Below are 18,228 nucleotides of genomic sequence, written 5' to 3' on the forward strand. Positions count from 1 at the left end.
AGACATCGCCGTTGCCGCCCTTCGCCCAGAAACACCACGCGGCGCCACCCGCCGGATGGCGCCGCGCTCCGTCAGCCTCTCCTCACCCACCGATGACCGGGGGCGTGATCTTTTCCCCGTCGGGCCCACGCTCGGGACGCACCTCGAACACCTCGTCGGGGTCTTCCTGGTTCGGGAGCTTGTTCTTGTGCTCCTTGTCGTCTTCCTTCTTCTTACCGGCCCCCGCGGCGCCGGCCGCTCCGCCCGCACCGGCCTTCCCGGCTTTGCCCGCATTGGCCGCCGCGGTCGCCCCGCGCTCCAGCCGCTCGCCGGCGCCCTTGCCAGAGCCTGGGCCTTCGCCTTCGCCCGGCTTCACTGTGGCTCCGCCGCCGGATACGCGGCTCCCGGCGAACCCGCCGCCGGACCTCCCGGTCCCGCCGCCGGCGCGTCCTCCGCGCAGGGTCTCCTCGCCGGCACCCCCTGCGCCGCCCGGGCCACCCCCAAACGCCAATGCGTCCGGGGACAGGCGGCCGAAGCCACCGCCACCGGCGGGCGGCCGGAAGCCGGAGCCACCCGTACCGCCGGGCCCACCGAAGGCCCCGGCACCGGTGCTGGAGCCCGCACCGGGTGGTGTGTAGGCGTTGCCGTTGAAGCCTGCCGCCCCGCCACCGGGGCCACCCCCGGGCGCGCTTCCACCGGGCGGCCCGAAGCCGCCGGCGCCGGTGTTCAACGCACCCGCGTGCCCTCCGAGGCCGGCTCCGGGCTGAGCGCTGCTTGCGTGGGTGCTGTCGTCCCCGCCTCCGATCGGCGGCGGGGGTGAGAACTGGGGCTGAGTCGTGGACGTTTCGTGGTACGTGTTGTCGAGTCCCTGCATCACCTGCACGGCCTGCTGATGCGCGGCGTCCGCCTCCTTCTGCTTGGCGGCGATGGCGTTCATCGTCTGCACGGCGGCCGCAGGATCCGCGACACTCAACTGCTGGGTGGCCTTGTCCAGCTCGGCCTGCTGGTCGAACTTGACGGGCTCCGGCATGGTCGTCTGCGCGTGCCCGGCCGCCGCGGCCTGCTGCGAATAGCGGTTGGAGCTCAGCTGGGCGGCGTTCGCGGTGTTCGCTGCGTAGGTCGCGGTGTTCTGGAAGAAGTTGTGGGCCTGTGACGCGCCCGCGCCCTGCCACTCGATCTGGCTGGAGTTGGCTGCGTCGTTGATTGAGTTGGAGATCTCGGCCAGCCAGTTGCCGAGCTGGTTGGCTACCCGCCCCCGGGCGTCGAGGTCGCCGGGGTCCATGTTCGTGTGGACCATGTCGTACAGCGTCTGGTGATCGTGCGCCGCGTAGTTCGCGTCGGGGGCGGGAGCGTCGCCGCGAGTGGCTTGGCCCTGCAGGAGCTGCTCACCCTGGGTGACCGAGTACTTCGACGCCGCCTGGCCGGTGCGCTGATCGACCGAGTCGCGAACGTTCTGCTGATCCTCGGCACCGAACCGCCCCGGTGCTGCCTTCTTAGACAGGTCGGCGTGGGTCTGGCTGTAGTAGTCGGCTTCGTATTCGCGGGGTTGGACACGTTCGCTCATCAATGCGCCTTGCCGATGCCGGAGAAGGTCTGGGCGTGCTCGCTGTCGGCCGCGTGGTAGTTGGCCTTCGCGATCTTCAGCGCCTCCTGAACCTGCAGGATGCTCTGCTTGAGCAGCTCGAGGTTGGGGATCAGTGAGTTCTCGTCACCGTCGGCGACCTTGACGTTGTAAGTCGCGACCTGGGTTGAGTAGTCGCTCGATCCCATCTTGGCGCGTTGCACGAGCAACCTGACCTCGTTCTGCATCCCGGCGTAGCCGTCAAGGAATTCGTTGCACACCTTGTTGTAGGCCTCGAACCCGACTTCATTGACCGCGAACCCGCCGCTCTCGGCGAGCGCCTTGAACGTCTTGGCGGCGTCGTTCAGGCGGTGCGCCCCCTCTGTGTCGAGAGGGCTGACCAACAGGTTCGGAACTTCACCCTGGCCCGAATCGGTCACGGACACGGGGGGACCGCTGAAGTTGGACGCGCTTGTCATCGCTGCAGCCACCCTCCTGAACACGCTGCGTGCTTCCGTGCCCACTCTAGATGGGCCATCACGACCTGTCAGCGAGTTCCGGATAACGGCCGACGCTCGTCAGCTGTTCGAGGGGAGAAGCAGATCGACGGCCTCCGAGACCTTGCGCGCATCAAGGCACGCCTGGTCGGTGCTGCCGGACGACAGAGTTAGGACAACGAGCGCACGCGACTTCGGTTTCACCTCCATGCTCACCGCACAGCCTCCGGTCCCGTGGTTGATCGCCGGTTCTAGGAACGCTTGACGGTTTCGCACGTTCCCCTTCTGCAGCTGACTCGTGTTGGAGAAGGCCGCGTCGTAGCTCTGGCCGTCTTGCAGGTCCAGACCGACACTGCCGTACCCGGGTTTCTCGGTCTCGCACGCGTGTTCCGGGTCCGCGAGCGTCGGAGTCGATGGGGGGAAGCCCTGCCCCGCGATCGCCTGGTCCAACGCCTTGCATGAGCTCATCCCTGCCAACGGTGTGTTGGAGAGGGGAGGCGCAGTGTTGCTCGAACCCTGTCCGGCCGAGGTCGCCGGTGACGGGTTGCCCCCAACTGAGCCGTCGCACGCCGTGAGCGCGAGCGCGAGGGTGGCGAGACAGGCGAGTGTAAAAAGGCCACGAGTCGGTCCAGTCACGTGGTGAACACTACGGGTCGACGTGTAGCGCCCGCGAAAAGATGAGCGAATTGGCCGGTACGAGGCTCGGCGTCGAGTCGACAAGGCGACTCAGCGAATCCCTTCCTCGATCGTCTCGAACAGCCACCGGCGCAGGTGCGACCCGTCGGACGGCACGAACCGCAGCCGGAAGCCCCCATCTCGCAGCGGTTCCGAGAACGTGACGTACCGGCCCCCGTCCGTATCGACGAAGGTGGCCGTCGAGACGGGGCGCAACACCCCGTGCCGAGGCCGCAGCGAAAGCTCCACCGTGCCGTGCCGATGCAGTGGCCACTGAGAGTAAGCACCCAGAGCATCTCGATCACGGCGAGACGGACTTGACGAAGGCGAAGTGAAATCCCGGTCCGAAAAGTCCGAATCATCCGACGACGCAGCCGAATGGCGAGCCGGCGCCTGTGTAAGAGAGACCGGTGCGACCGGCAGGGCCGGATAGGCCGGGAACATGCTCAACACCGTCTCCACCAGCCGATCCGGCCGCGTCTGCTGGAATCGGATCCCCTCGGGCGAGGACGACGAAAACACCCCGAGCCCCTCACCGATGCAGGCCCGGTACAGCACCGTCCCCGAAGGCAGCTCCGCCGCGCGCACGATGATCAGCACCTCGGGGCGCGTCCAGGCCTGCAAGGTGACCAGAACGTCGTGGTCGAGCTTGTCCGCATGGGCCAACCCGCGAGAACGCAGCGCGTCCCAAGCCGAGTCCGACAGGCGGCGGTGTTCAGAAAGCGTCAGCCCCGGGCTGCGGATTTCGAAGGGGTGCCACGAAGCCGGCAGGCCGCTGCGGCGGACGGCGACGTCGACTTCGGTCAAGTTCAGGGAGAACTCCTCCGGCACGGCCCAACCCCAACCCTTCGTGAAACGAACCCGCACCGAGCGTAGCGGAAGGCGGGTGCCCGGCCGGGTGGTCGTCGACCCCCCGGGTTCCTAGACTCGCGGGTGTCGACGAAGACCCCACCGGGAGGCAACCATGCCCGACGCGCCCGCCCTGCCCAGTTATGCCTCCGGGACGTCCGACGTCCCCCTGCTGGGTGACACCATCGGGGACAACCTCGACCGCACCGTGGCCGCCTTCCCGGCTCGCGACGCGATGGTGGACCGCGCGGCCGGCAAGAAGTGGTCGTACGCCGATCTCAAAAAGGACGTGGACCAGCTGGCGCACGGGCTCGTCGCCACCGGGATCGGCAAGGGGGACCGCGTCGGGATCTGGTCGCCGAACCGCGCGGAGTGGACGCTGCTCCAGTACGCGACGGCCAAGATCGGCGCCATCCTCGTCAACATCAACCCCGCGTACCGCTCGCACGAGCTCGAGTACGTGCTCAACCAGTCCGGCGTCCGGATGCTCGTCGCGGCGGACAAGTTCAAGACGTCGGACTACGCGGCGATGGTGGAGCAGGTCCGGCCGGACTGCCCCGGGCTCGAGTTCGTGGTGCTGCTGGGCACCGACGCCTGGACGGACCTCATGGCCAAGGGGGAGGGCGGTGACCCGGAGGCCCTTGCCGAGCTCCAGAAAAACCTGAGCGCCGACGACCCCATCAACATCCAGTACACCTCCGGCACCACGGGCTTCCCCAAGGGCGCCACGCTGTCCCACCACAACATCCTCAACAACGGCTACTTCGTCGGCGAGCTCTGCAACTACACCGAAGAAGACCGCGTGTGCATCCCCGTGCCCTTCTACCACTGCTTCGGCATGGTGATGGGCAACCTCGCGTGCACCAGCCACGGCGCGTGCATGGTGATCCCGGCGCCGGCGTTCGACCCGCGGTCCACGCTGGAGGCCGTGGAGGCGGAGCGGTGCACGTCGCTCTACGGCGTGCCCACGATGTTCATCGCGGAGCTCAACCACCCCGACTTCGGCGAGTTCGACCTGTCGTCGCTGCGCACCGGAATCATGGCGGGCTCGCCGTGCCCGGTCGAGGTGATGAAGCAGGTGATCGACCGAATGGGCATGACGGAAGTGTCGATCTGCTACGGCATGACGGAAACCTCGCCGGTCTCCACGCAGACGCGCGCGGACGATTCGGTGGAGCGCCGCGTGTCCACGGTCGGCCGCGTGGGGCCGCACCTCGAGTCCAAAGTGGTCGATCCCGAGACGAACCTCACCGTGCCGCGCGGCGTGCCCGGCGAGCTCTGCACGCGCGGCTACTCCGTGATGCTCGGCTACTGGGAACAGCCCGACAAGACGGCCGAAGCCATCGACGCCGCGCGCTGGATGCACACCGGCGACCTCGCCGTGATGGACGAGGCCGGCTACCTCAACATCACCGGCCGCATCAAGGACATGGTCATCCGCGGCGGCGAGAACGTGTACCCGCGCGAGATCGAGGAGTTCCTCTACACACACCCGGACGTGCTCGACGCGCAGGTCATCGGCGTCCCCGACGTCAAGTACGGCGAAGAGCTCATGGCCTGGATCCAGATGCGCGAGGGCGCGCAGCCCCTCACCGCCGAGGCCGTGCGCGAGTTCTCGCAGGGCAAGCTGGCCCACTACAAGATCCCGCGCTACGTCCACATCGTCGACGGATTCCCGATGACCGTGACGGGCAAGGTGCGCAAGGTCGAGATGCGCGAGCAGTCGGTGACGCTGCTGGGCCTCGAAGCCGCCGCCTCGGCGAAACACGCATAGGGCAGACAACCGGACAACCTCGTCGCGAGTGTTCCCCCTCGGAGACCGACGAAGGGGGAACACCGTGAAGGTCAGCCGAAAAGCGTTCGCCGCGGGGTCGCGGTGACGACGATCACTGTGCTCGCACCAGCGGCCTGCGCCACGGCCGTGCCGGTGGAGCCGACCGAGCTTGCGTCGCGTCCGGGGTGACACCTGCACCGGAGCCGAGGCGAACAATCGCCGCGGCACGGTCGTGGGCGAGAGTGACCCGCGTGACGCGCGGATCCTCGACCACCCGATGAAGTGGTCCGCCACGGGCGAGCCCACCGCGTTGCCGACGCTCGGGGTGCCCTGGCCAGGCTGTCGCGATCGACGAGGACGACGTCGTGGTCGGGTGGGCCGAGGACGCGCAAGGCGTTCAGCGTGCCGTGCATTGGCCGCCGACGGCACGGTCACGTGACTGCCGGACACCGGCGAGAGCAGCAGTGCCGGCGCGATCAGCGGCACCGGTCGGATCGCCGGCGCTTCGTACGACGGCGCGGCTTCACACGCGCTGCTGTGGGAACGCGACGGCCGTGTCCACGAGTTGCCTGGCTTGCCCAGTGGCGGCTCGGCGTTCGCGAACGAGATCACGCCCGACGGTCGTCTCGTCGCCGATACCGCCGTCGATGTGGGCGGGCGCACGCACCTGTGCGCTGGGACGAACGGGGCGCATCACGGACCTCACGCCCGACGGCGAGTACGGCACCGTCGCCGGGATTTCCCGTGGTGGCGCGGTCATCGGCTCGACGACGTCGGCCGGTGGCAACACCGTGGCCAAGCGGTGGGGCCCCCGGGGCCGCGTCGTGACGCTCGGCGGAACCGAGGCGCCGAGCTTTCGGGCGGCGAGGGGGCTCGGCGCCAACGGCACCGTCGTGGGGCTCGTCGATCCGACTTCGGGGGCAGGTACGCGACGCGGTGGGACTGCGCGGGCCGGCCGACGTACCTGCCGAGCGACGCGCGCAACGCGACGGCCCGGCGACCTCAACTGCTCCGGCACGATTGCCGACCAGGCGAGGGCGTCGGCGCGAAATGGGCACCGGAGGGCACCCGCACGCGGCTGGCGCCCCGCCGGCCCACACTTCCGCGCCGGCACTGCTGATCAACTCGCGCGGCGTCACCGCGGGCACGTCGTACGGCGGCACGCAGTGATCTGGAGGTGGCGCTGGTGGCCGTCTCCGGCGCGATCCGGAGACGGCCACCGTCCATCAGGAAGCCGCCGCCGCGGCTTCCGCCAGGGCCTTCTCGTCTTCCTCGCCGAAGGTGTCCTCCAGTTGCTCCGGCGAGTAGTCCAGGTCGATCTGCTCCACGGGCGTCCCGCGGGCCGACTCGATGGCACCCAACCGGCGCTGGGCGCGGTCGGCCGCGTACTGGATCAGCTCCTGCGGGTCGTTGTCGAACGGGACTTCCTCGAACTGGTCCTGCACCCACTGGATCATGTTGAGCGCGTGGGGCAGCAGTTCTCCCATGCGCTGTTGCACGGCGTCCCACAGGGAGTCGTCGGCGGCGACGTGGCGGCGGCAGGTGAAGGTGCCCCACGCCATGTGGCGGCGTTCGTCGTCGCCGATGTGGCGGACGAGGTCCTGCATGCCGGGCAGGATCTGGTTCTGGGTGCAGATGAGCTGCCACGAGTAGTAGCCCGTCAACGCGAGGCTGCCTTCGATGACGTGGTTGTACGTGACGCTCGCGCGGACCTGGTTGAGGGGGCTGGGATCGTCCTGCAGGGCGCGCAGTGACTGCGGCAGCTCCTCGTAGAAAAGCTTGCGGTAGTGGGGATTTTCGGCGACGTAGGGGTGCAGGTCGTCGTCGAGGCCGACGGCGTCCATCCAGCGGCGGAAGACCTCGACGTGCTTGGCTTCCTCGAAGCAGAACTGCGTCAGGTACATCTCGTCGCCGAAGCGGCCGGTCGAGGACATCGCGCGCATGAAGGGCTGGATGTCCTCCGTCACGGCCTCCTCGCCGGCGATGAACTGCGCCACGAGGTAGGTCGTCGAGCGGCGCTGCTCCGGCGTCAGGCTTTTCCAGCCCTCGCGTTCGCGGCTGAAGTCGAGGTCGGCGGGGTTCCAGAACTTCTTGTTGCCCTTCACGAACAGGCGCAGCGGGAACGAGTCCCAGTTGAGCCCACCCTTGCGCAGCGACGAAAACCCGCTGCGCAGCTCGGGAAGCGTGTCCGTCATGTCCGGCCCTTTCGTGTCACTCCATTGTGGACGATTCCGTGGACGAGCCTGTCGGCGAATCCGCCAGGAAGCTCTCGATCGCCGGCGCCAGCACCGCCACCACGGCGTCGGCCGCCACGGTCGCGGAGTGCGTCGGCAGCACCAGGTGGCTCAGCGAAAGCCGCACCACCGTCTCCGCCAGCAGTGCGGCGGACTTCTGCGACAGGCGGGGCTCCAGCGAGCGGTACTGCTCGGTCGCGAGGTCGGCGGCGGCCGTGAGGATGGGCTCGCCCCTGGTGGTGAGCAGGGGCAGCAGGTCCTCGCCCGCTTCCGTGCCGAGCGCGGCGGCGACGAGCCGGTTCTCGCGGGCGTGGTCGATCGTGTAGACGACGGCGCCGTGGATGCCGGGGATCAGCCCGTCGGCGCTTTCGAAGCGGCGGCGGATGCCGTCGAGGAACTCGGCTGCCGTGCGCAGCGCCACGGCCTGCGTGAGCGCCGCCTTGCTGCCGAACTCGTTGTAGACGGTCTGCCTGCTCACGCCCGCGCGCGCCGCGACGTCGGCCATGCGCAGCGCCTTGTGGCCGCGGTCGGGGAGCAGGTCCGCGGCCGCGTCGAGCAGCGCTTCGCGCAGTGATGCCTTGGTGCGCTCGGTGAAGCTCGTCACACCGCCAGCTTGACACAGATCGATGTTGTGTCAAGAAGCTTTACTGACCACGATCGGATGTACACGCCGGCTCTGTCGGTGGTCCCCGCTACCGTGGCGGGCGTGGGCATCACCGTGGGCTTCGACCTGGACATGACACTGATCGACCCGCGGCCGGGCATGGTCGCGGCGATGAACGCGCTGGGTGCGGAGTCGGGCCTGGCGCTCGACGGTGAGCACTTCGCCGCCAACCTCGGCCCGCCGCTCGACGACATCCTGCGCGGCTTCGAGGCGCCCGAGGAACGGATTCCGGGGCTCGTGGACCGGTTTCGGGCGCTCTACCCCGGGCTCGTCGTGCCGAGCACGGTCGCACTGCCGGGCGCGGCGGAAGCACTGAAGGCCGTGCGCGCGGCGGGCGGGCGCACGCTCGTGGTCACCGGCAAGTACGGGCCCAACGCGCGGCTGCACGTCGAGGCGCTCGGGCTGGAGGTCGACGAGCTTGTGGGCGAGCTGTGGTCCACGCAGAAAGCGGTTGCGCTCAAGGAGTACGGCGCACAGGCGTATGTCGGAGATCACCTCGGCGACGTGCGAGGAGCCCGTGCCGCCGGCGCGCTCGCGGTGGGGGTCACCACGGGGCCGTGCACGAAGGAAGAACTGCTCGCCGAGGGAGCCGACGTGGTGTTCGGCTCGCTCACGCAGTTCCCGGAGTGGTTCGCCCGCGCGTTCTGAGGCTCAGCCGTGCTTGCCTGCGCGCGCCTCGCGGACCAGCGCGATCAGGCCGAGCAGCAGGCCCAGCGGCGTCAGCACGCCGGCGACCGCGCTGAGCCACACCGGCAGGTTCTCCAGACCGGCGGCGAACATGATGAACACCGCCAGCACGGCGAGCAGCCCGATGGCGAACAGGCCGATCCCGATCCGCATGAGGATCGGTTTGCCCGCGGTCTGCTTCGCTGCGTTTTCCATGGCGCTGAGGGTATCGGCCGTATCCGCTTCTCCCCAGGGCATGTGGCGAGATACGCTAAGCGGACGCGCGCCCTGGGTACGCCCGGGGCGCGTTCGTCGTGAGCAGTACAGCAGAAGGACTGGTGAGGGAAGTGCCGACCGGCAAGGTCAAGTGGTACGACGCGGAGAAGGGATTCGGGTTCGTCACGCAGGACGGCGGAGCCGACGTCTACATTCGCAAGGCCGCGCTGCCGCAGGGCGTCGAGGGGCTCAAGGCCGGGCAGCGGCTGGAGTTCGGCGTCGCCGACGGCCGTCGCGGGCCGCAGGCGCTCTCCGTCCGGCTGCTGGATCCGCCGCCGTCGGTCGCGGAAGCGCGCCGGCGTCCCGCCGAGGAGCTGCACGGCCTGATCGAGGACATGATCAAGCTTCTCGAGCTGAAGGTTCAGCCGGACCTGCGCCGCAACCGGTACCCGGATCGCAAGAACACCAAGCAGATCGCGGAGATCATGCGCGCGGTCGCCCGGGACCTCGACCCCTGAGCCCGCGTCGGACGCGGTGGTGAAGGGCACCTCGGCGGGTGCCCTTCACTCGTTGTGGCTTCAGGCGGGCTGGACCTGCAACGACCACAGGGCCGAGGTGATCGGCTCCGCGTCGTTGGGGTCGCCCGTGCGGCTGACCACGGTGGCCTGCGCGATCTCCACCACCACGATCTGGTCGTCCTTGGTGGGCGGCATCGCGGTGTAGGCGTAGCGGTCGCCGCTGGTGATGATGTCTTCCTTCAGCGGCTGGGGCTGGCCCTTGCCGTTGACGAACTGCACTGTCACCTTCCACGGACCTTCCGCGACCTCCTTCGGCACGGAGATCTGCACGGGCTTGCCCGGGCGCAGCTTCAGCCTGCCCGCGGCGCCGGGGTTGGCGGCGCAGATGCCGGTCTTGACGTCGCAGTTGCCGATGGGCCCGACGTTGATCGTGTGCCCATCGCCGTAGAAGGTCACCTCGGCCGGCCCGGGCGCCGAGCAGCCGGCCACGGCGAGACCACCGGCCGCGAGCACGGCCACCAATCGGGAACGTCGCATGGCCCGAAGATTACCGGCGCTCCCGGGACGTGCCCTGCGCGGGGAAGCTGCCGGTCGGTTCGGGCCGCAGTGGCCGATTTCCGCCCAGCCCCGGCACGAGCGAGCCGCCGCGCTGCACGAGGTAGGTCTGCGTGAGGCCCACGCCGAGCAGCACCGTGACCACGAGGAAGCCGATCCAGTAGGTCGGCGGCAGCAGCAGGCCGACGGCGCCGCCGAAGCACCAGGCCAGCTGCAGCACCGTTTCCGAGCGCCCGAACGCCGACGCGCGCGACTGCTCCGGCAGGTCTTCCTGGATCACGGCGTCGAGGCTGATCTTCGCGAGCGCGCTTGCCGTGGCGCCGACGAGCCCGACGACCGCCGCCGTCGCGAGGCCGGGCAGGAGCGTGGCGACGAGCGTCACACCCGTGCAGGCGGCCACGCACCACACGATCACCTGGTCCGGCGAGCCGAACTGCAGGCGCGAGCCCAGCGCGTTGCCGACGAAGCCGCCCGCTCCGGCCGCGGCGCCGATGACGCCCAGCAGGAGCAGCTGCATGAACGGACTGTGGCCCGTGCCCTCCGTCTGCGCCTTCACCGCGAACGCGGCGAACATCATGAGGAAGCCGGTGAGCACCCGCACGGATCCGTTGCCCCACAAGGCGACCACGATGTGGCGGCCCATCGGCTGACGCTGCTTCTTCTGCTTCGGTTCGGGCCGCGCCGACAGCGACGTGGGCACCTCGCCCTCGGTCACCTCGACCCACGAGGGGATCCGCATCGACTGCACGGCTGCGGCCACGCAGATCAACGCGGTGAACCACAGCGCACCGGCGGACCCGCTGATCGCGTTGACGCCGCTGGCCAGCCCGCCGAATACGCCGGCGGCGATGAGGCCGAAGATCGTGAGCCGCGCGTTGGTCTTCGACAGCGTGATCTCCGGCGGCACCACGCGTGGCGTGATGGCGGCCTTGAGCACGGTGAACGACTTCGACAGCACCATCATCCCGAGCGCGGCGGGGTAGAGCAGCCAGTCGTCGAAGTGCAGGGCCATGACCACGGCCATCAGGCCCTGGCCGATGGAGGCCACGCACATCGCGAGGCGGCGGCCGCGTTGGATCTTGTCCAGCGCCGGGCCGATGACGGGTGCGACGAGCGCGAAAGGCGCGATGGTGATCAGCAGGTACAGCGCCACCTTGCCCTTGCTCTCGCCGCTGGTGGCGGCGAAGAAGAGCGTGTTGGCGAGCGCGATGGCCATGGCGGCGTCGCTGGCGTAGTTCAGCATCACCGCGTACATCAGCGAGGTGAGGCCCGACTTGTCCGCGCCGTCGGCCTTGGTGGCGCGCTGGAACATGCCGATGGCTTGGCCGCTCAGCTGCCGGCTGCGCAACGCGGCGACGCGCGTGACGGTGATCTTCTTCGGCAGCTTCGGGATCGAGCCGGCGCCGGGGACGGCGGTGGTGCGGAACTCTTCGTCACGCTCGGGGCCGACGCGGGGTTCGCCGGCGTAGCCACCGGTGTCGTAGTGCTCGTATTCGCCGCTGCCGGGCCGGGAGTCGTCCTGGCGCGGCCGGACCGGTTCGGTGCGGTGGTCTTGCGACGGGTACGGCCGCGCGCCCCTGGGGGGCGGCGGCCGGTGGCCGAGGGGGACGGCGCCGGTGGGGGCCTCATCGGCCGTCGGGGTTCGCGGCTCGTCGTAGAACGGGCTTCGGGCGCGGCCTCGGGGCTCCCGGCTCTCGGCGGGGATGTGTTCGGGGCGGGCGCGGGGCTCGTACCGCTCGGGCCGTGCGCGCGGTGGGACGTGCTGGGTCGAGGGCTCCGCCGGCGCGCGCCGGGTCGGTGGTTCGACCGGGTGCGCGGCGGGGTCGACGCGGGTGGGCTGCGGAGAGTCGCGCCAGGAGCGGGCCTGGGCGGCGCTGGGCTCCGGCGTCCACTTGCGCTTGGACTTCCGGCCGCGACCCTTGCCCGACCGCTCGGAGAAGGTGCCGTCGGGTTCGGAGTGCGAACCGAAGAGTGCCACGTGTCAATCCTGCCTCATCCGAGTGCCGGTCCGCCCGATCACGTGCCGTTCTGTGTCCCGGCGGCGCCGGCGGGGACGAACTTCACCCGGTACATCGCGGGCCAGAGCTTGCCCGTGACGAGGAATTCGTCGGTGCCGGGGACGGCCGCGATGCCGTTGAGCACGTCTTCCCCGGGGTCGACGGGGGTGCGGAGCTTGCTCGCGTCGATGCGTCCGGTGATCTGTCCGGTTTTGGAATCGATGCGCAGGATGGTGCCGGTTTTCCACACGTTCGCGTACACCGTGTCACCGACGCACTCGAGTTCGTTGAGCTGGTCCACGCCGACGTCGACGCTCCCGGTGACCGCAAACGTCTGCGGGTCACGGAACGTGAGCATGGCGGTGCCGTTACTCATGACCAGGCGCCCGCTGGGCTGGTGGCACAGGCCCCAGCCCTCGCCGTCGAAGGGCACGCGGCGCAGCTCGGCCAAGGTTTTCGAATCGCGTTCGATGGCGAAACCGTCCTGCCAGGTCAGCTGCCACAGCTTGGGCCCGAGGACGGTGATGCCTTCGGCGAACAGCGGCGACGGCAGCGCCACGCGCGTGGTGGGGTCCTGGCCGGCGGCACCCGCGGTGAGGGCGGACTCGCCGGAAAGGCCGCGGCTCTCGTACAGCGTCGTGCCGGAGAACTCGAGGCCCTCGGTGAAGGCCGATGTGTCGTGCGGCAGCGTCTGCAGCACCTGCCCGGTGAGGTCTTCCGGCGGGGGCGGCGCCGCCTGCGTGCCGGCGCAGCCGCCGAGCAGGGCCACCGCCAGCAGTGGCCAGATCAACGGGGTTCGGCTCGGGGGAGTGCGCACGAGAACAGCCTGGCACGGGCGGCGCGGATGCGTGCGGCACAATTGGGGACATGACGTTGCTGTTGACCCTGGACGACGGCTCTATCCAGCGGAAGCTCGCGGACGCGGAAGACTTTGCGCGCGAAGCTGTGCTGGCGGACGCCCCGGCCGAGCAGGTCGGCGAGCACGTCGGCGTGACCTCCGAGGACGCCGTCTCGGCGACTCACCTGTTCGAGGCGTCGGTGCCCGGCTACCGCGGCTGGCGCTGGGCCGTGACGGTCGCCGTCGCCGGCCTGGACGAGCCGGTGACCGTGAGCGAGCTCGCCCTCCTGCCCGGCCCGGACTCCCTGGTCGCGCCCACGTGGGTCCCCTGGGAGCAACGCGTGCGCGCCGGCGACCTCGGCGTGGGCGACATCTTCCCCACCGACAAGGACGACCCGCGCCTCGCGCCGGCGTACCTGCAGTCCGACGACCCGGCCGTCGAAGAGGTCGCCCACGACGTCGGCCTTGGTCGCGTCCACGTCCTCTCGCGCTACGGCCGCCAGGACGCCGCCACCCGCTGGCACGGCGGCGAGTTCGGCCCGCGCTCCGACATGGCCCGCAGTGCTCCGGCGACTTGTGGGTCCTGCGGGTTTTTCGTGCCGCTCGCCGGTTCTCTACGCGGGGCGTTCGGGGTGTGCACCAACGACATCGCACCAGCGGACGGCCACGTGGTGGATGTGGAGTACGGGTGCGGGGCGCATTCCGAGGTGGAGGTGGAGATCACCTCGTCGATCCCGGTGGCGGAACTGGTTTATGACGATTCGCTGATCGACTTCGTTTCGGGTGCCGAGCGTGAGGTTGAGCCTGAGGGTTCGGCTGCGGTTTCGGCCGAGGTGGTTGCGGAGGCTTCGTCGGCTGCCGCTGAAGAGACTTCCACTGTGGCGACTGTGGAGCCGGAGGCTGCCGCGGAGGTTGCCGCTGTCGAGGTGGCGGCCGAGGAGGCTTCCCCGGCTGGGTTCACCGAGACTCCGGCTGCCGAAACCCTCGCGACGAACGCCGCTGAGACCGCTTCGGCCGCCACAGTCACCACACCGGAGACTGCGCCCACCTCGCCGACCGCGGAGACCCCGACTGCCACGGCACCCGAAGCAACTGCCGACTCTGCGGCTGCGCCCGCGCAGCCCACGGCGACCGACTCCGCCGAGCCGGTTGCGGCGACCTCGGTCTCGGAGGCGGTTCCGGCCGCTGCGGCGGGGTCGGCCGCGGCTGCTTTGCCTGAGGTTGAGGCTGCTGAGTCGGCGGTGAAAGACGTGCCTGCCGGCTCAGCATCTGAAGGTGCGGCTTCGCAGGCGGCTCCCGCCACCGAGTCCCTCGCCGAGGCTTCGGCCGGGTCGGTCGGCGAGCCGACCGCCGTCACCCCGGCGCCGGATGCGGCTGCTGAACCCGCGGCGGTGACTTCGGAGTCCGCGGCTGAGGCCTCGACCGAGCCGGGTGCGGCGCCGCCGGCTTCCGCGGCAGCTCCCGCCGCCGAGCCCCCCTCGGCCTCGGCCGAGTCGACTCCGATTGCGCCGGCTGCAGCCGCCGATACCGCGGCCGCGACCTCGCAGCCGGAGGCGACTGCTTCGGCCGAGCCGGCCGCTCAGGCTGAGGTTGAGGCCGGCGCGGAGTCGGCGGTGGAAGGGGAGTCTGCCGATTCGGTCGCTGACGTTGCGGTGGCCCAGGCGGATCAGGCGGCCGAGCCGGCTGCCGCTACCCCGGCGGCCGATGCGGTTGCGGACTCCGCAGGTGTGTCCGCGGAGCCCGAGCCGGCTGCCCCCGCCAAGCCGACCGGCGGGGCCTGGGAGGCGGTGGGGCTGTGGGCGGACCACGCTGCCGAGCAGGGTTCGGAACCGGCCGGCGAGGTTCATGTCGGAGCTTCCGAGGAAGCTGCCGCCGAGCCGGCTGCGCAGGATGGCGCGGGAACCACTGCGCTCGCCGACGTCGCGGTGCCCGAGGCCCAGGCGGTTTCCGCGGGCGACGAGATCGCGGAGAGCGCGGCGCCGGAAGGCACGACCGTCGAGGAGTCGGCTGCGGAGTCGTTCGAGGAAGCTGCCGGCGATTCTGCCGAAGCCGCCGCGGTCGAAGAGCGCGAAGGCGTCGAAGCGGACGAAGTGAGCCAGTCCACTGGAGCTGACCAGGCCACCGATGTCACCGTGGTGGCCGAAGCAGGCGACGCGGGCCGGGCGACTGGAGCGCACGATGGCGGCGAGACCGGGGCTGCCGAAGTGACTCCGGCGGCTGCTGCGTCGGCTCAGGTCGCCGAAGCGCGCGAAAGCGTCGAATCTACCTCCGCTACTGCTTCCGAAGCGGGCGAAGGCGTTGAAGCCGCTGAAGCGGCCGAAGCCGCCGAAGTGGAGGCCGGCGAGGGTGAGCGCGCTGCTGAAAGTGGTGACGGCCCCCGGTGAACGAGGGCGTGGGGGCGGATCCGTTCGGGACGGGGCGGCTGCGCGAGGCGATGCTGCGCGCGTGGCGAGACTCGCCGACGCGGTTTGTGGAGGACACCAACGCCGAGCGTGACCTGAGGGTCGGGGCGTACCGGGATCGGCTCTTTGTGGAGCTGGCGCAGAACGCGGCGGACGCGGCCCAAGCGGCGGGCGCGCCCGGCCGCGTCAGAGTGTCCGTTGTGCACGGTGAGCTGAGGTTCGCCAACACCGGCGCGCCGCTGGACACGCGCGGTGTGGAGTCGTTGGCGTCGTTGCGGGCGTCGGCGAAGGAGCGGCTGGATACGGTCGGGCGGTTCGGCGTCGGGTTTGCCGCGGTGCTGACTGTGTCCGACGAGCCGCGGGTCGTTTCGGCGCGAGGTGGGGTGCGGTTCTCCGCGGAGCGCACGCGGGAGGCGGCCGGGCGGGACGGGGACGTGCCCGTGCTGAGGCTGCCGTGGCCTTCCGAGGAGACCCCGCCGGCGGGGTTTGACACGGAGGTGCGGCTGCCGCTGCGGGAACCGGCGAGCGGGAAGGCGTTGCTGGACGCCCTCCAGGACGAGATTTCCGACCTGTTGCTGGCCTTGCCCTGGTTGGGCGAGGTCGAAGTGGATGGTCGCGTTTGGACGCGCGCCGGCACGGACCAGGTTGAGATCATCGGGCCCGAGACGAACCGGCGGTGGTTGACGCACGAGGGCTGGGCCGTGCCGATCGACGCGGACGGGGTGCCCCAGCCGCTGGCCGAAGACGTGTTGCACGCGCCGACGCCGACGGATGAGGCATTGTCGTTGCCGGCGAGGTTGATCGCGCCCGTGCCGTTGGAGCCGTCGCGGCGGAGGGTGCTGCCCGGGGCGGCGCTGGACGAAGCGATCGCGCAGGCGGCGACGAACTACGTCGGGCTGGTCCGGTCCGTGCCGCAGGAGCATCGGTTCGTGCTGGTGCCTCAGGCCGGATTTCCGCGGTCCACGGTGGACGCGCAGCTGAGGGACCAGGTTTTCACCGAGCTGGCAACGCGGCCCTGGCTGTCCACCCTGGGCAATGCGGAGGTGTCCGGCCGGCAGGCCAAGGTGCTCGACATCGACGTGCCGGACTTGCCGCCGCTGCTGGCCGACCTCGTGCCCGGGCTCGTCCCCGCGCCGCCGGGAGCGGCGCGCACGCTGAAACCCGTGTCGGCGCAGGCGATCGGTATCGAGGACGTGCTGGAGGTGCTCACGGGGATCGACCGGGAACCCGAGTGGTGGCACCGGCTGTACGCGGCGCTCGCCGTGGCCGTGGACACGCACGACGTGTCGCCGGCGCAGCTCGACGGGCTGCCGGTGCCGCTGTCCGACGGGCGGACGCTGCCCGGCGCCAGGGGTGCGCTGCTCGTCGACGGGTCCGGTGAGCTGCTCGCGTTGCTGTCCGATGTGGACGTTCCGGGGCTGAGGCTCGTGCACCCCGCCGCGGCGCATCCGTTGCTGGAACGCTTGGGTGCCAAGCACGCCGACGCCCGCCAGCTGCTCGAAGCCGAGCAGGTGCAGTACGCCGTGGAACGCAGCGTGGAAGACGTCCGGTCCGGTTTGGACGGCATGAACCTCGCGGGCGCCGTGCTGAGGCTGATCGCGGAGTGCGGCGACGACGCACCGGGGTGGGCGGGTGCGCTCGCCCTCCCGTCCGAAGATGGCTGGCGCCGGGCCGACGAGCTCGTGCTGCCTTCGTCTCCACTTCTCGACGTGTTCGATCCCGAAGTGTTCGAAGAAGACGGTGCCCTTTCCGTTCTCGACGAGGAGTTCGCCGAGGACTGGCCACAGTCGACGCTCGAAGCGGTCGGGGTGCTCGACTCGTTCGCCGTCGTCCGGGACGAGGAGCCGCACGAGCCCGACCACGGCCTGCCCGACGAAGACGCCTGGTGGGACTCGACCGAGCCCACCACTGTCCTGGCGATCAGGGACCTTGACCTCGTGGCCGACGACGCCTGGCCCGCCGCGCTGCGCCTCATCGCCGCGCGTCCCGAAACGTGGCAGGCGCTGCACGCGCCCGAGGGCCACGCGGGCTGGTGGCTCGCCCGCTACGCCCTGCTGGCCGGCGAAGCGCCCGGCTCCTGGCGCCTGCCGTCAGCGGCCGACCTCGCCGGCCTCTACGACGAGGTGCCCGACCTCGAGCTCACCGAGGAGCTGCTCCAGGCCGCCGGCGTCCGGACCACACTGGACCTCGCGACGTCCGAAGACGTCACCGACCTGCTCGACCGCCTCGGCGACCCCGCCCGCACGCTCACGCCGGGCCTCGCCGCGCGCGCTCACCGCGCGCTCGTGCAGTCGCCCGTGGAGGTCGACGACCTCGACGCTCCCGTCCGCGTCCGCGCGGCCGACGCGAGCGTGGCAGCCGCCGACAAGGCCGTGGTCCTCGACGTCCCGTGGGCGGCTTCGGCGCTGCCGGCGCCGAAGATCATCGCCGCGCCCGAAGACCCCGAACGCCTCGCCGAGCTGCTCGACGTGCCCCTCGCGAGCGCCCTGCCGAACGAGGTGACCAGCACCGGCGAGTACGTCGCCTGGGCGGACCTGCCCGCGATCCGCCTCGTTGCCGACCAGCTCGGCCTCACCGTGCCCGAGGGCGGCCCGCTGCTGCACGACGTGCTCACCGTGACCGTCGACGGCACCACCGCCGACGTCCCGTGGTGGTCGGACGAAGACAACCGCCTCCACGCCGCCGACACGTCGGAAGGTCTGGCCCGCGCGTTCGCTTGGGCCACTGACCACTGGGCCGAGCGTTATCGCATCACCGCACTGCTCGACGACCCGGCGCCGCACACGTTCCTCAACTAGCGGCG

At 70.5% G+C, this 18,228-nt stretch carries 15 protein-coding genes and 1 pseudogene; 5 read left to right on the forward strand and 11 right to left on the reverse strand.

Translation table 11 applies throughout. The features are described 5' to 3' along the window. Positions 1–82 precede the first annotated feature (82 nt). From AB0F91_RS00780 to AB0F91_RS00795, 4 genes are all read right to left on the reverse strand, one after another. Entirely contained in the window at positions 83–1,543 is a 1,461-nt protein-coding gene (locus tag AB0F91_RS00780; RefSeq protein WP_360593580.1) for a hypothetical protein, read from the reverse strand. Continuing rightward, positions 1,543–1,986: a hypothetical protein gene (locus AB0F91_RS00785; protein WP_360593581.1), complete on the reverse strand. Its 444-nt coding sequence runs from the start codon at positions 1,984–1,986 to the stop codon at positions 1,543–1,545. The genes AB0F91_RS00780 and AB0F91_RS00785 overlap by 1 nt, the downstream gene beginning before the upstream one ends. Before the next feature lie 132 nt (positions 1,987–2,118). Beyond that, a complete protein-coding gene (locus AB0F91_RS00790) occupies positions 2,119–2,487 on the reverse strand; it encodes a hypothetical protein (RefSeq protein WP_360593583.1) in 369 nt (122 codons plus the stop codon). A gap of 276 nt (positions 2,488–2,763) precedes the next feature. After that, positions 2,764–3,543, reverse strand: a complete 780-nt coding sequence (locus tag AB0F91_RS00795) for an ESX secretion-associated protein EspG (protein WP_360593584.1) — start codon at positions 3,541–3,543, stop codon at positions 2,764–2,766. A 133-nt stretch (positions 3,544–3,676) separates the two neighbouring features. On the opposite strand from AB0F91_RS00795, the gene AB0F91_RS00800 reads away from it, so the two are divergent. Next, positions 3,677–5,335, forward strand: a complete 1,659-nt coding sequence (locus AB0F91_RS00800) for an AMP-binding protein (RefSeq protein WP_360593585.1) — start codon at positions 3,677–3,679, stop codon at positions 5,333–5,335. A 523-nt stretch (positions 5,336–5,858) separates the two neighbouring features. Here AB0F91_RS00800 and AB0F91_RS00805 read toward each other — a convergent pair. The 3 genes from AB0F91_RS00805 to AB0F91_RS00815 all read right to left on the reverse strand — a co-directional run bounded on the left by AB0F91_RS00805 (position 5,859) and on the right by AB0F91_RS00815 (position 8,173). Next, on the reverse strand, positions 5,859–6,095 hold the full coding sequence (locus AB0F91_RS00805; RefSeq protein WP_360593587.1) for a hypothetical protein: 237 nt from the start codon (positions 6,093–6,095) through the stop codon (positions 5,859–5,861). A 466-nt stretch (positions 6,096–6,561) separates the two neighbouring features. Further along, a complete protein-coding gene (locus AB0F91_RS00810; RefSeq protein WP_360593589.1) occupies positions 6,562–7,530 on the reverse strand; it encodes a R2-like ligand-binding oxidase in 969 nt (322 codons plus the stop codon). A 16-nt stretch (positions 7,531–7,546) separates the two neighbouring features. Further along, positions 7,547–8,173 carry a TetR family transcriptional regulator gene (locus AB0F91_RS00815; protein WP_360593590.1) on the reverse strand — a complete coding sequence of 209 codons (627 nt, stop codon included), beginning with the start codon at positions 8,171–8,173 and terminating at the stop codon, positions 7,547–7,549. Positions 8,174–8,275: 102 nt separating this feature from the next. On the opposite strand from AB0F91_RS00815, the gene AB0F91_RS00820 reads away from it, so the two are divergent. Next, positions 8,276–8,881 carry an HAD hydrolase-like protein gene (locus AB0F91_RS00820; protein WP_360593592.1) on the forward strand — a complete coding sequence of 202 codons (606 nt, stop codon included), beginning with the start codon at positions 8,276–8,278 and terminating at the stop codon, positions 8,879–8,881. Between the two features lie 3 nt (positions 8,882–8,884). On the opposite strand, the gene AB0F91_RS00825 is transcribed toward AB0F91_RS00820, so the two are convergent. Next, positions 8,885–9,115 (reverse strand): hypothetical protein, encoded by a 231-nt coding sequence (locus AB0F91_RS00825; protein ID WP_360593594.1) that lies wholly within the window; start codon positions 9,113–9,115, stop codon positions 8,885–8,887. A 131-nt stretch (positions 9,116–9,246) separates the two neighbouring features. Here AB0F91_RS00825 and AB0F91_RS00830 point away from each other — a divergent pair, with 131 nt between their 5' ends. After that, positions 9,247–9,633 (forward strand): cold-shock protein, encoded by a 387-nt coding sequence (locus tag AB0F91_RS00830; RefSeq protein WP_016337551.1) that lies wholly within the window; start codon positions 9,247–9,249, stop codon positions 9,631–9,633. A gap of 60 nt (positions 9,634–9,693) precedes the next feature. Here the strand turns inward: AB0F91_RS00830 and AB0F91_RS00835 are convergent, their stop codons facing one another. From AB0F91_RS00835 to AB0F91_RS00845, 3 genes are read right to left on the reverse strand one after another with little or no spacing between them, the layout of a single operon-like run. Further along, positions 9,694–10,170, reverse strand: a complete 477-nt coding sequence (locus AB0F91_RS00835; protein ID WP_360593595.1) for a DUF2771 family protein — start codon at positions 10,168–10,170, stop codon at positions 9,694–9,696. A 10-nt stretch (positions 10,171–10,180) separates the two neighbouring features. After that, positions 10,181–12,166 (reverse strand): MFS transporter, encoded by a 1,986-nt coding sequence (locus AB0F91_RS00840; protein ID WP_360593597.1) that lies wholly within the window; start codon positions 12,164–12,166, stop codon positions 10,181–10,183. A 38-nt stretch (positions 12,167–12,204) separates the two neighbouring features. Further along, positions 12,205–13,002: a glutaminyl-peptide cyclotransferase gene (locus tag AB0F91_RS00845; protein WP_360593598.1), complete on the reverse strand. Its 798-nt coding sequence runs from the start codon at positions 13,000–13,002 to the stop codon at positions 12,205–12,207. A 50-nt stretch (positions 13,003–13,052) separates the two neighbouring features. Between AB0F91_RS00845 and AB0F91_RS00850 the strand changes: the two are divergent. Both AB0F91_RS00850 and AB0F91_RS00855 read left to right on the forward strand, forming a co-directional pair. Then, a pseudogene (locus AB0F91_RS00850) lies at positions 13,053–13,943 on the forward strand (DUF3027 domain-containing protein); the annotation flags it as partial. Positions 13,944–15,457: 1,514 nt separating this feature from the next. Beyond that, complete coding sequence (locus AB0F91_RS00855) at positions 15,458–18,223, forward strand: molecular chaperone Hsp90 (RefSeq protein WP_360595086.1); 2,766 nt, start codon at positions 15,458–15,460, stop codon at positions 18,221–18,223. Positions 18,224–18,228 lie beyond the last annotated feature (5 nt).

It is taken from the genome of Amycolatopsis sp. NPDC023774, assembly GCF_040639695.1.
GTDB lineage: Bacteria > Actinomycetota > Actinomycetes > Mycobacteriales > Pseudonocardiaceae > Amycolatopsis.